This window comes from Enterobacter sp. FUJ80071 (genome assembly GCF_038739915.1).
Lineage (GTDB): Bacteria > Pseudomonadota > Gammaproteobacteria > Enterobacterales > Enterobacteriaceae > Enterobacter > Enterobacter kobei.
The window spans coordinates 2,763,307-2,776,138 of the sequence record NZ_JBBXKH010000001.1 but is presented as its reverse complement, the minus strand read 5'-3'; the positions used below and the strand labels follow the sequence as shown (position 1 = coordinate 2,776,138).

The window sequence follows — 12,832 nt, the reverse complement described above, 5'->3', positions numbered from 1 at the left end:
CCTGTCAGTCGGTCAGACCTCTTCCGGGGTCTGGCTGACTTCCCGAAGCGTGCCCGGCGCATGGCCGATGATGCGCTTAAATGCCCGGCTAAACGCCGCCAGAGACCCGTAACCGAGCCGCAGCGCGACGGTTTCAATCGGTTGATTTTCATGGCGAATATACTGAATAGCCAGTCGCATTCTGAGCTCGCTGAGATATTTTGCCGGCGTCGTCCCCGTCGCCGCCAGAAACCGTTCAGCGAACACGGAGCGGGAGGTGCCCGCTTCTTTCGCCAGATCCGCCACGCTCCAGTTCAGGCCCGGCTGCTGGTGCATGGCGTAGATGGCCCGGCTCAGACGCGGATCGCGTAAGACCTGCACCCAGCCCGTCGCTTTACCACAGCCTGCTTCAACCCAGCCCCGAACAATCAATGCCGCCACCACGTCAGCCAGACGGGCGAGGATCCCGGCAAACCCGACCTGACGCGTCATTGACTCGCGCTCCATCGCGGCCAGCAGCGGATGAATTTCCGGCCAGGTGGACATCAACCGGCTGACCATCATCACTTCCGGCATCGCTTTGATCAGCGGCTGCATGCCGCCCAGCTCAAAATCCATACACCCGCTAAAGATGATGGTGTTTTCGCTCTCCGGGCAGGGCTCACAGGTAATGGCACAGACCGAACTACAGATGGGCTCGCTGGGGAAAGCGTTGACTGGAGTGATGGTTGCCTTGTCGTCAGAGAGCAGGGCATGGGCATTACCGCCAGGAATAAACAGCGCATCGCCGCTGCTCAGTTCGAAGGTTGCACCGCTGTCCATTCGCAGCAGGGCGTTGCCGTGGCTCACAAAATGGAACTGCGCCTTGCCCGGTGCCTGATGGAACGCGACGCCAAACGGTGCACTGGCTTCAATCCGGCGGTATTTCACCCCCGACAGACGCATGCCGCGTAAAAGTTCGCTGATCAAATCGGGTGACTGTGCGGTCATGGCGTAACTCCGGACGAATAATCAATAAGTGGAGATTATATGTCATAGATCGTCCAGGGTGAACCCTCTATGCTTTTGCGACAGTTGTCACACTTTTATAACGGGAGATCAACAGATGAATGCATGTGTCGAGGCGAGAGAGGCCGTCGCGCCTGCCAAACCCGCCTGGCGAGCCGTCTATTCACTGGGGCTGGGGGTTTTTGGTTTGATAACGGCGGAGTTCCTGCCCGCCAGTTTGCTGACGCCGATGGCCGCGAGCCTGGGCGTCAGTGAGGGGATGGCCGGGCAGGCCGTGACCGCCACGGCGCTGGTGGCGTTAGTCACCGGACTGCTGATCACCCCGGCGACCCGGAAAATCGATCGTCGCTGGGTATTGATGTTTTTTTCCGTGCTGCAAATTATCTCCAGCCTGCTGGTAGCCTTTGCGCCCACTCTGCACGTTCTGCTGATGGGGCGTCTGCTGTTAGGGGTTGCCATCGGTGGGTTCTGGGCGATGTCGACGGCCACAACAATGCGTCTGGTTCCGGCGGACAAAGTGCCGAAAGCGCTGGCGGTGATCTTCTCCAGCGTGTCGATCGCCACCGTGGTCGCGGCCCCGCTGGGGAGCTATCTGGGAAGCCTGATCGGCTGGCGCAACGTCTTTATTCTCTGCATTCTGCCGAGCATGCTGGCGCTGCTGTGGCAGATCTGGGTGCTGCCGTCCATGAAGCCAGAGAGTAGCGGTAGCCTCGGCACATTGTTCCGCGTGCTGCGCCGTCCTGGCATGATTGGCGGCATGCTGGCGACCATTCTGATCTTTAGCGGCCATTTCGCCTTCTTTACCTACCTGCGCCCGTTCCTTGAAACCGTCGGACAGGCAAATGTTGAAACCATTTCGCTGATCCTGCTGGGCTTCGGGCTTGCCAACTTTGTCGGCACCTCCATTGCCGGGCATCTGCTGGCCCGTAATCTGCGCCTGACGCTGGCCCTCGTGCCGTTCGGCATGGGCATACTTGCGCTGATGATGGTGGCGTTTGGTCATCTGGCGATGCTGGACGGATTACTGGTGGCGCTGTGGGGCTTTGCGTTCGGTCTGGTGCCGGTGGGCTGGTCAACCTGGCTTGCCACCACCGTTCCGGATGAAGCGGAAAGTGCCGGAGGGCTGCTGGTGGCGTCCATTCAGCTGGCGATTAGCGCTGGCGCGGCCGGGGGCGGGGTGGTGTTTGACCTCAACGGGGCCAGCGGCGTGTTTGCCGGAAGTGGTTTCCTGCTGGTGACGGCGATGGTCATTGTATTTATGGGCGTGAAGGTCAAAGCGGCGTGATTTTATGCCGGGTGGGTGCTTATCCCACCCGGCTTGAGGCTTACAGCCCTTTTTTATCCATCAGCACCGCCAGGTCCACCAGGCGGTTGGAGAATCCCCACTCGTTGTCATACCACGCCAGGATCTTCACCATGTTCCCGCCAATCACCAGCGTGGAAAGCCCGTCGATAATGGAGGAGCGCGGATCGCCCTGATAATCGCTGGAAACCAGCGGTTCATCGCTATACCCCAGAATGTCTTTCAGTGGCCCACTGGCTGCCGCACTGCGGAATGCGTCATTCACCTCTTCGGCAGTCACGTTACGGCTCAGGGTGACCGTCAAATCGACGATCGATACCACCGGAACCGGCACGCGCAGAGAATACCCGGTCAGCTTACCGTCCAGAGAGGGGATGACTTTGCCGAGCGCTTTTGCAGCGCCGCTGGAGTAGGGCACAATCGACAGCGCCGCCGCGCGTGCACCGCGCAGATCTTTTTCCGGCTGATCGTGCAGTGCCTGGCTGTTGGTATAGGCATGCGTGGTATTCATCAGGCCATGCTCAATCCCGAACTGCTGATGCAGTACCTGCGCGGCCGGAGCCAGACCGTTCGTGGTACAACTCCCGTTACTCACGACAACGTGCTGAGCCGGATCATAGCGATCGTGGTTCACGCCCATGACGACGGTCAGATCGTCGTTCTTGCCGGGCGCGGAGATGATGACGCGCTTTGCACCACCGTGCGTGACGTGCACCGCAGCTTTTTCCCGCTCGGTAAAGAAGCCGGTGGCTTCAATTACCACATCCACGCCAGCTTCACGCCACGGAATATTTGCCGGATCGCGTTCGCTAAACACCACGATCCGCTGGCCATCAACCTGCAATGCGCCGTCAGCCGCTTCAACCGGTGCGGGCAATTTACCCAGAAGGGAATCGTGTTTCAGCAGGTGGGCGAGGGTTTTGCTGTCCGTCAGATCGTTAATGGCCACAATCTGAAGATCCGGGTTACCCAGCGCTGCGCGCAGGAAATTACGTCCGATACGGCCGAAACCGTTAATACCGACCTTAACCATGGTGCACTCCTTATCTCTGTTGTCTGGAGTCACTGTAGGCGTCAGGCCGATTGGCGTAAACGACAAAAAAGGATCAGATTACGCCATCCTGCGGCAGTGGAAGCGCTGGCGGTACTCGCCCGGGGTAAGGTGGAGCTGTTTCTCAAACACGCGGTGCAGGTTAATGCTGGTGCCAAACCCGCTTTGCTCAGCAATGCGCTCAAGGGAATCACGGGTTTGCTCAAGCAGCTGTCTGGCGGCGGCCAGGCGCGCTTCGGTCACGAAGCGGGCAGGTGGAACGCCTGCGTCCCGGGTAAATACCCGGGTGAAATTGCGCGGGCTCATCGCCGCTTTCTCGGCCAGATTTTCTACGCACAGGTCGGCAGTGAGGTTCTGTAGTATCCAGCCCTGCAGGTCGCTTATTGGCCCAGACGCGCCGGACGGCTGAAGGCTATAGCGGCTAAACTGCAGCTGACCGCCGGGCCGGCGCAGGTACATCACCATATCCTGCGCCACGTCGCGGGCGAGGGTGAAACCATAGTCATCCTCCACCAGCGCAAGAGTGAGATCAAACCCCGAGCTCACGCCGCCGGAGGTCCAGACGGGACCATCCTGAATATACAGTGGACCGCCTTCGACGCGGATAGCCGGATACTGGGTTTGCATGGTCTCCAGCAACCGCCAGTGGGTGGTTGCGCGACGACCATCCAGCAGGCCGCTCTGGGCCAGCAGCATTGCGCCACCGCAAATGGAGGCTATCCGCCGGGCATGCGGCGCAGCAAGGTGCAGCCAGTCCACCACCGCCGTGCTCTCCTGCTCGTTCATCCCGCGTCCGGTGATGATAATGGTGTCCAGCGGTTCACGCGGATCCAGTTCAGGCAGACGATAATCCGCCAGCAGATTCAGGCCGGACTGACCGTGGATCACCTGGTGCGGCTGCGTGGTGGCGATAATAATGCGGTAGCGGGGGTGCGCAAGCCCTTCCGGGTGCAGCCGGTTAGCCTGCATCAGAATGTCGGCGATACCGGCGGCTTCAAACAGCATGCCGCCGTCAGGGACGATAATTAAGATCTTCTTCATGTCCTGAAAAGTACCTTTATCACAGAATAAGTCAAGCCGCGCGTGGGCCTCTGTTTCTGGCAAAGCAAAGCGATTTAAGTTCTTTGTCATTTCAGGCGTTATCCCCGATCGTCAGGGTAGTGTCTCTGGCGAAACGGCGTCTGAAGGAATGGGTAAACGAAGATCTCTCTATTTGCATCCGCAACAGCGCGATCGCATCCACCATCTTGCCTCAGGATTTCTGTGGCGAAGCGAATTGCCCACATGGCTGCTGATCCTGACGATTTACGCTGGCTGGTTTACCACGCTGACGTTCTGGCAAACGCTCGGCCTGCTGCCCGCCACGCTGCTGCTTATCTGGTTTACCGCCTGGTACATGTCCCTGCAGCATGAGTTGATCCACGGGCATCCCACGCGTTTTGCCTGGCTTAACCAGCTGTTTGGCACGCTCCCGCTGGCGGTCTGGTATCCCTATGGCCTGTACCGGGATTCCCATCTGGCGCATCATCGTCACGACAGTCTGACCATCCCGGTGGATGACCCGGAGTCGTACTATTTTACAGAGGCGAGCTGGGCGCGCTTTTCTCCCTGGCAGAAGCGCATGATCCAGGCCCGCAATACCTTCTGCGGGCGGATAGTGCTGGCACCGCTGCTGGATATTTTGCAGACGCTGGGGATCGCCGTGGCGGCCTTTCGTCAGCGTCAACGGCGGGCGATGGCGATGTGGCTGGTTCACGCTGTGCTTCTGGCGGCGCTTTTCACCTGGATGGCGCATAACGGCTTTTCACCCGTCTGGTTTGTGCTGGCGGTAAGCTATCCGGCGCTGGCGCTGACCAAGGTCCGTTCCTTTTACGAACATCGCGCGGCGGACGATCCGCTGGCGCGTTCCGTCATTAACGAGGCTGGGCTATTCTGGCGGGTACTGTTTTTAAATCTCAACTACCATTCCATTCACCACGATTTACCGGGCGTTCCCTGGTATGGGTTACAGACGATCTACCACCAAAACCGCGAGGCGTACCGGCAGCGTAACCACGGTTTTGTGGTCAGGGGCTATGGCGAATGGCTACGCCAGTTCTTGACCCGGCCAGTGGCGGTCACCGTTCACCCCGGAACACAAGAGGAAAGATATGAGTAACCTGCTGGCGTTTCCCATGTATGCCGTGGATCGCGCCGACACTCGCGCGCTCTGGCTGGCGGTACAACAACGTCTGGCCGACCGGGGCGTGTACGTTGAGCGTGTCCCCCGCTGGCCCGAATCGGACCTGCTGAACCACTGGCAGCAGCCGGCGCTGATTCTCAGCCAGACCTGCGGCTACCCGCTGGTCACGCAGCTCCCGGAGGTGCAGGTGGTGGGCTGTTTTCACTACACGGCAGCAGGATGCGAAGGGAGCCACTACCGCAGCTTTCTGGTGACGCGCTCGGAGGATCGGCCTCTTACGCTGGCGGATTTTCGCGGACGCCGGGCGGTCTGTAATTCTCCTGACTCGCAGTCCGGCTATCACGCGCTGCGAAAAAAAGTGGCACCGTGGGTGACCCGCGCCCCTTTCTTTTCGCAAACGTCATTCAGCGGCAGCCACCGTCAGTCGCTGATTGACGTCAAACGTGGGAAGGGTGATATCGCCGCTATCGACTGTGTCACCTGGGCACTCCTGCAGCGTCATGAGCCGGAAGCGTTGGCGGGTCTGACGGTGATTGACCAAACTCCGCTAACGCCGGGCCTGCCCTTAATCACGTCGCCTCATACACCTCCTGACACGCTTAACGCCATCCGCGATGCGCTTCACGCGCTGGTAACCGTCCCGGAGCACCGGGCGGTCTGTGATGCGGTGCTGATCGGCGGGTTTAGCGTGGTCACGCGCCAGGCTTATGCGTCATTGTCCGCATGATAAATCTCCTGCGCGTCGGTAAAACAGCGCAGCGCCAGGGAGGAGAGGGGTTTTTGCCTGCGCATTATCAGGCCGATGGGTGCCTCAATGTTCGCGTCGGCGATGGGGACAATCCTGAAATGGTTGTTTAGCGCCTCAAGCCCGTTGTTCAGCGGCATCACGGCGCAGCAAACGCCGCTCTGAACCGCCTGAATGATCTGGAACGTAGAGTCGCTCTCGAAAACGGATCTGGGTTCGATTCCGGCGGCGGCAAAGCTGGCCTCCATATGCGCCCGGTAATGCATCCCTTTTGTCAGGAACCCCAGCGGAAAATCCGTCAGGTCCTGCCAGGTCAGCGGCGTCGGGTCCAGCTGGAAATGACGAATATCATGCAGCAGGCCCATCTTCGTCTCAGGCAACTGAATAATGTCAAACAGACTGGTATCGATGCTGTTGAGATAGCAAATACCCAGCTCCAGCTGGTTGCGGCTGACGCCATCGGCAATGTGTGCAGAGGACATGGAATAGAGGCTGTAGGTCAGCTCCGGGTATTTTTGCGTCAACTGGCGGATAAAGATCATCGGATCGACGCTCGCCAGCGGAACCATCCCCAGGCGTAATTCACCCACCACCTGGCCTTTGCACAGCGCGGCTTCCGCCTGTAGTCCGTCGTGAGCGGCAAGCAGAGCACGCGCCCACGCCAGGATCCGTTCGCCCTCTGGCGTAAAACCCTCAAAGCGCTGCCCGCGTGCAATCAGCACCAGACCGAGCTCCTCTTCCAGGTTGCGGATGCGCATGGAGAGGGTCGGCTGGGTGATGTTGCACTGCGAGGCCGCTTTACCAAAATGGCGGGTCTCGTCGAGCGCAATTAAGTATTTTAACTGTTTAATATCCATGGATGACTCTTCGCGAACAGCCTTACAGCATTCGGATCTCTTTCGAGCGCAGGATGATGCGAACCGGAACGGATTTGTAAGACGGTGTACCGCTGTCCTTATCCAGATAATCGAGCGGCACCAGCACGTTGGCCTCCGGGTAATAAGCCCCGACTGAACCCCGCGCGATGTGGTATGCCACTACGGTAATGTCTTCCAGACGCTGAACGCTGCCGGGCAGGGCGGTTTCGATATCCACGCGGTCGCCGTGTTCCAGCCCTGACAGGGCCATATCCTCTTCGTTCATAAACAGCACGTCGCGGCGGCCAAACACGCCACGGTAGCGGTCGTCCAGAGCATAAATGGTGGTGTTGTACTGATCGTGGCTGCGCAGCGTAATCAGACGCAGAACATGCTCGCCTTCGCCGCTGGCGTTCTCGTGTACGCCGTCGAATACGGAGAACATCGCTTTTCCCGTCGCCGTTGGCCAGACGCGTTTCGTTGGGGGAAGCGGCATTCGGAAGCCGCCCGGAATACGGATCCGCGCATTGTAGTCCTCAAAGCCCGGGATGGTCTGCTCGATCAGATCGCGGATACGGTCGTAATCTTCAACCAGCGTCATCCAGTCCACGCGGGTCTCCTGCAGGGTGGCTTTCGCCATGCCGGCGACGATGGCGGGTTCTGAACGGAGTAACGGTGAGGCGGGTTTGAGCTTGCCGGAGGAGGCGTGCACCATCGACATGGAGTCTTCGACGGTGATGGACTGACGACCGGTGGCCTGAACATCCAGCTCGGTACGGCCAAGGCACGGGAAAATAAACGTCTCTTTACCCACCAGCAGATGGGTACGGTTCAGCTTAGTGCCAACGTGGACACTCAAATCAAGGTTACCCATTGCCGGGAAGCCGTTCTCGTGGTCGGGCATCGCGACGGCAAAGTTACCGCCGAGGCAGATAAGCGCTTTTGCCCGACCGTCGATCATGGCCTGGGTCGCCTGCACCGCATCATGCCCATGGTGAGAAGGGGGCTCAAAGCCAAACACCTCTTTCAGACGGTTCAGGAAGGCCGGGGTGGGCTTCTCGCTAATCCCGACGGTACGGTTCCCCTGAACGTTAGAGTGGCCGCGAAGAGGGCATATTCCCGCACCGGGCTTGCCGATATTTCCGCGCAGAAGCAGCACATCAGCGATCAGCCGGACGTTTGCCGTGCCTTTATTATGCTGGGTAATCCCCATCCCGTAGGTAATGATGGTGGCGTTGGATTTCGCATAGGCCTCGGCCACCTTTTTGAGCGCAGCCTGGCTGAGCCCGGACTCGCGCTCAATGTCATCCCAGCGCGTCTGCGCGATATCGGCGGCAAAGTCATCAAAGCCCTGGGTGTGTTCTGCGATAAACGTGTGGTCGAGCACGTTACCGCGTTCGGCCTCCATTTCCAGCAGGTGTTTGGCCATACCTTTCAGCGCGGCGGCATCGCCTCCGGCCTTCACCTGGAAGTAGGTCGAGGCGATGTCCGTTGAGCTATAGGTTGCCATTTCAATGACGCTCTGCGGGTCAGCAAAACGTTCCAGGGCGCGCTCGCGTAACGGGTTAAAGACGATAATCGGCACGTTGCGTCGCGCCAGCTCATGAAGCGTACCCATCATCCGCGGATGGTTCGTGCCGGGGTTATGGCCGATGGAGATCACCAGTTCGGTGTTATCGAAGTCGTCCAGTGAGACGGTGCCTTTCCCGATCCCGATGGAGCGGGGTAGACCGACGCTGGTGGCCTCGTGACACATATTCGAGCAGTCGGGGAAGTTATTGGTGCCGTATTCGCGTGCAAACAGCTGGAAAAGATACGCCGCTTCATTAGAGGCTCGCCCGGAGGTATAGAACTCGACCTGGTCCGGTTCAAGCTCGCGCAACACCTCGCCGATACGTTGAAACGCCTCGTCCCACTCAACCGGCTTGAACGTGTCGCTTGCCCGGTCATAGCGCAGAGGATGCGTCAGACGACCATACCCTTCCAGCTCAAAGTCAGATTTAGCCAGCAGAGAAGAGACGGTGTTTTCCGCCAGGAACGCGGGGGTAACGCGTTTGCTGGTGGCTTCCCAGGTTACCGCTTTGGCGCCGTTCTCACAAAACTGGAAGGTCGATTTGTGTTCTTTATCGGGCCACGCGCAGCCCGGGCAGTCAAAACCATCAGGCTGGTTGGTGCGCAGCAGCGTGGCGGGGGCATCAAAGGTATCCATCTGGGTTCGTACCGCAATGGCTGTCGCTTTTAGCGCACCCCAGCCGCCGGCAGGGCCATCATAGTGTCTGATACCGGGAACTGAGCGTCTTTTCTTGTTCATACCTACTCCTGACTTGTTCGGTCATACCGCGCCTGCGCCCGTCAATCCACTGCAAAGGGCAATAAGTTAAAGCAATGAGGGTTGGGTGGGGAAGTGCACGCGACGCAACATAATTGCTTATCTTAAATGCTATTTATTACAGCGGCTTACTTGACAGGCGGCTTAAATATTTAATGAAATTATAACGTTTTTTTATCATTTTAATAATAAATTATATCTATCATCCAGTAGGTGGGGTAGATAGCGGTGGGCGAGGAAGGATGTAGCACCGATAAAATTTCGAATGAAGGCTCAGGTCGATCAGAAACAGAAATGCCACGGCTGGCAGGGGGTATAGCACCTTCAGGATTAAAATAGGGACCTGAATGTTTATTCTCGCTTAATGATTAATGACTGTTTTGAAGTCTTATGCGGTAATTATCACAGCGTGAAATATAAAGTTATTTTGAGTAGTAAAATTAACGCCCGCGTCATAAGTGAAATAGGCGTCCTGCGAGCGGGCAGTACGGTTAATATTAAAGATACCCTGTTAGTGCAACAAATAATTCATCGGCGATATATTGTTTTGACATCACCAATAGGAGAATTCTACTAATTATGGTAGTGGCGATAATAGCTTTATTGCGTTAATGAAAGTCGTTCTCTTTTGTGTTTTTTATTTTTAAAACAATAACTTAAGTCTGTGTGTGGAGTGAAAATAAGTGAAAGTAGGCCATGTCGGGTTTTTTTATCAGATAAATCCTATAATGTTTCGACTGCTTCATTAACCGCCACTTACGTAGCGGTAAATATTGAATTGATGCGAAGCTCATGTAAACTTGTTTACCGTTTGTCAAAATATGTCAGGAAGACGCTGGGCCTTATTCTGAAAGGTTCGTGCGGTAGCTATGCCCTCAAAATAGTAACACCCCGAAATTATCCTGACTATTTTAACAATAGCACCTAAGTCAAATTTCATCCCCTTATCTCCATTATCGAAATATCGCTACGGAAAAGCATATGAAAATGCGCGTACTGTTTTCACTTCTGTTTGTCATGGCGGTGGCGGGCTGTAAAGCGCCACAGAAACCTGCAATCAACGACGACACGATCGTGACCAGTCAGGTCAACGGTGTCACCTTAACGCACCGTCACGCCGTGTTGCCGCCGACGGAATTCACTCCGCTCAACGAGCCTTATCGTGCCATGTATCCGGCTTCCCTGATGAGCCGTCCTGACTTTGGCGGAAAGGTTATCCGTACGCTGGAAACCGGAAAAACCTACGTGGTGCTGGGTCAGGTTGAACACTACTGGATGGCGCTTGCCGATGAGGGTAATGACCAACTGATTGGTTACGTCCCGATGCGTGCAGTTATCAAAGCCGACCAGTATGAAGCGACCGTCCGTAAACAGGCCATTCGTCCTAAGGCGCGTAAAAAAGCGACCTGCGTTGATGTCGATGGCAACAGCAAAGCCTGCAAAGACAGCGCTAACGGTACCTGGATCCTGAACTAAACGGCTTTCGTGGGCGTATTTTTATGAATAATAAAAATTTTCATAAGCTGTGGTTGGTCTTTTACGCGGCGGTTTTCGCCCTTGTGAGTGGTTGTACGTCGTCTTCACACAGCGACCCCTCCCGCTACAATCTGCAGTTTCAGGCTCATCCACAAATCAATGATTCTGCGCCGCTTAAAGTCCGTGTGCTGTTGTTGAAATCCGATGCGGATTTCATGTCCAGCGACTTCTATTCCCTGCAGAACAACGCGTCAGCAACCCTTGGCGCGAATCTGCTGAACAGCGATGTGTTCTTCCTGATGCCGGGACAGCTGTCGAAAACCCTCAGCGGTCAGAGCGATCCCGAGGCGCGCTACATCGGCGTGATGGCGGAATATCAGAAGCTGGATGGTAAAAAATGGCGCGTGTCTCTCCCTCTGCCTGTGCCAGGCGACAATCATATCTACCAGTTCTGGAAATGGTCCGCGGATGAACTCCAGGCCAACGTTTTTCTCGACGTAAATGGCATTCGGGTCATCAGCCAGTAACGCGCTTCACAACAGGAAACACATCATCATGACGAAAGCAGAAAAGGTCGTCTGGACCGAAGGCATGTTCCTGCGTCCACACCATTTTCAGCGGACTGAAAGTTATCTGCTCAACCACGTTCGTGAATGGGGTGCGTTGCAGCGTTCCTATCTTTGGGGCTTTCTTGATGTTGAACTCGACGAAGCGATGCTTCGTCAGGGATGCATTGCCCTGAGCTACTGCAGTGGGCTTCTGCCAGACGGGACCTTCTTCCAGGTGCGCAACGGACGCAATGGTCCTGTGCCGCTTAAAATCCCTGACAATCTCACCAACGAAAAGGTGGTGCTCGCGCTGCCGGTACGTCGTGGCGAGCGGGAAAAGGTGATCTTTAGCGAAGAGCCGGCCTCGCTGGCGCGCTTCATCGCGTTCGAGCAAGAGGTCGAAGACGATAACGCCATGTCGGTGGGGGATGCCACCGTACAGTTTGGCCGCCTGCGCCTGACGCTGATGCTGGAAAAAGATCTCACGGCAGAATGGACCGCTATCGGCGTGGCGTTTGTCACTGAAAAACGCCACGACAACCACGTCCGGCTCGATAACAGCTACATCCCGCCGATGCTGAACGCCAATAACAGTCCGCAGATCTACAGCATGATTAACGATCTGCACGGCTTACTGGTGCAGCGCAGCCAGCAGATCGGCGGCCGTCTGCGCCAGCCTGGCCGTTTTAACACCTCGGAACTGATTGAATTTACGTTACTGTCGCTGGTGAACCGTCATCTTGGCGAGGTTTCGCATTTAAAAACGCTGCCGCTGCTGCACCCGGAAACCCTCTGGCGCAGCTGGCTGCCGTTTGCGTCCGAGCTCGCCACCTGGACCCCGCAACGGACCACGGAGAGCGTGCTGCCGGTCTACGATCACGACGATCTGGCGAACTGCTTCAGTAAGCTGATGCTGATGCTGCGTCAGGGGCTGTCGCTGGTGATGGAAGACCACGCTATTCAGCTGCCGCTTAACGAGCGCTCGCATGGTCTTAACATTGCCACCGTTCCTGAAACCAGCATGGTACGCGAGTTTGGCTTCGTGCTGGCCGTCAAAGCGAATGTGCCCGGCGAACACCTGCAAACCCATTTCCCTGCGCAGATGAAAATCGCGCCGGTGTCGAAAATCCGCGATCTGGTCCAGCTTCAGCTGCCGGGCATTATGCTGCGCGCCATGCCGGTCGCGCCGCCGCAGATCCCGTGGCATGCAGGCTACAGCTATTTCGAGCTGGAGAAGGGCAGCGAGCTGTGGCACGAGATGGATAAGTCCGGCGCCTTCGCCCTGCACCTGGCAGGGGAGTTCCCGGGGCTGGATATGGAGTTTTGGGCCATCCGTAGCCCGACAGAATAATAA

11 protein-coding genes are annotated in these 12,832 nt (G+C 57.0%); 6 read left to right on the top strand and 5 right to left on the bottom strand.

The features are described from left to right. Positions 1-12: 12 nt before the first annotated feature. Positions 13-969, bottom strand: coding sequence for an AraC family transcriptional regulator (locus tag AAER43_RS13535; protein WP_023330622.1), 957 nt, complete (start codon positions 967-969; stop codon positions 13-15). A 115-nt stretch (positions 970-1,084) separates the two neighbouring features. Here AAER43_RS13535 and AAER43_RS13530 point away from each other — a divergent pair, with 115 nt between their 5' ends. Beyond that, entirely contained in the window at positions 1,085-2,272 is a 1,188-nt protein-coding gene (locus AAER43_RS13530) for an MFS transporter (RefSeq protein ID WP_014884246.1), read from the top strand. Between the two features lie 40 nt (positions 2,273-2,312). On the opposite strand, the gene gap is transcribed toward AAER43_RS13530, so the two are convergent. Beyond that, positions 2,313-3,323, bottom strand: a complete 1,011-nt coding sequence (gap, locus tag AAER43_RS13525) for a type I glyceraldehyde-3-phosphate dehydrogenase (protein WP_023330621.1) — start codon at positions 3,321-3,323, stop codon at positions 2,313-2,315. 78 nt (positions 3,324-3,401) lie between these two features. Next, complete coding sequence (locus tag AAER43_RS13520) at positions 3,402-4,382, bottom strand: helix-turn-helix domain-containing protein (protein WP_057057610.1); 981 nt, start codon at positions 4,380-4,382, stop codon at positions 3,402-3,404. Positions 4,383-4,530: 148 nt separating this feature from the next. Between AAER43_RS13520 and AAER43_RS13515 the strand changes: the two genes are divergently transcribed. Beyond that, on the top strand, positions 4,531-5,499 hold the full coding sequence (locus AAER43_RS13515) for a fatty acid desaturase (RefSeq protein WP_047344663.1): 969 nt from the start codon (positions 4,531-4,533) through the stop codon (positions 5,497-5,499). Then, entirely contained in the window at positions 5,492-6,250 is a 759-nt protein-coding gene (locus tag AAER43_RS13510) for a PhnD/SsuA/transferrin family substrate-binding protein (protein WP_057057609.1), read from the top strand. Before AAER43_RS13515 ends, AAER43_RS13510 begins: the two co-directional genes overlap by 8 nt. Here AAER43_RS13510 and AAER43_RS13505 read toward each other — a convergent pair. Then, a complete protein-coding gene (locus AAER43_RS13505; protein ID WP_045269557.1) occupies positions 6,229-7,125 on the bottom strand; it encodes a LysR family transcriptional regulator in 897 nt (298 codons plus the stop codon). The two genes, AAER43_RS13510 and AAER43_RS13505, sit on opposite strands and share 22 nt — an antisense overlap. 22 nt (positions 7,126-7,147) lie before the next feature. Further along, positions 7,148-9,436: an FdhF/YdeP family oxidoreductase gene (locus tag AAER43_RS13500; protein ID WP_045134171.1), complete on the bottom strand. Its 2,289-nt coding sequence runs from the start codon at positions 9,434-9,436 to the stop codon at positions 7,148-7,150. A gap of 999 nt (positions 9,437-10,435) precedes the next feature. Here AAER43_RS13500 and AAER43_RS13495 point away from each other — a divergent pair. Genes AAER43_RS13495 through tssK form a run of 3 tightly spaced genes read left to right on the top strand, consistent with a single transcriptional unit; the run spans position 10,436 to position 12,829 of the window. Beyond that, positions 10,436-10,930 carry a hypothetical protein gene (locus AAER43_RS13495; RefSeq protein WP_014884240.1) on the top strand — a complete coding sequence of 165 codons (495 nt, stop codon included), beginning with the start codon at positions 10,436-10,438 and terminating at the stop codon, positions 10,928-10,930. Between the two features lie 23 nt (positions 10,931-10,953). After that, complete coding sequence (gene tssJ / locus AAER43_RS13490) at positions 10,954-11,457, top strand: type VI secretion system lipoprotein TssJ (RefSeq protein WP_032636238.1); 504 nt, start codon at positions 10,954-10,956, stop codon at positions 11,455-11,457. Between the two features lie 28 nt (positions 11,458-11,485). Further along, entirely contained in the window at positions 11,486-12,829 is a 1,344-nt protein-coding gene (gene tssK, locus AAER43_RS13485) for a type VI secretion system baseplate subunit TssK (RefSeq protein WP_057057608.1), read from the top strand. Positions 12,830-12,832 lie beyond the last annotated feature (3 nt).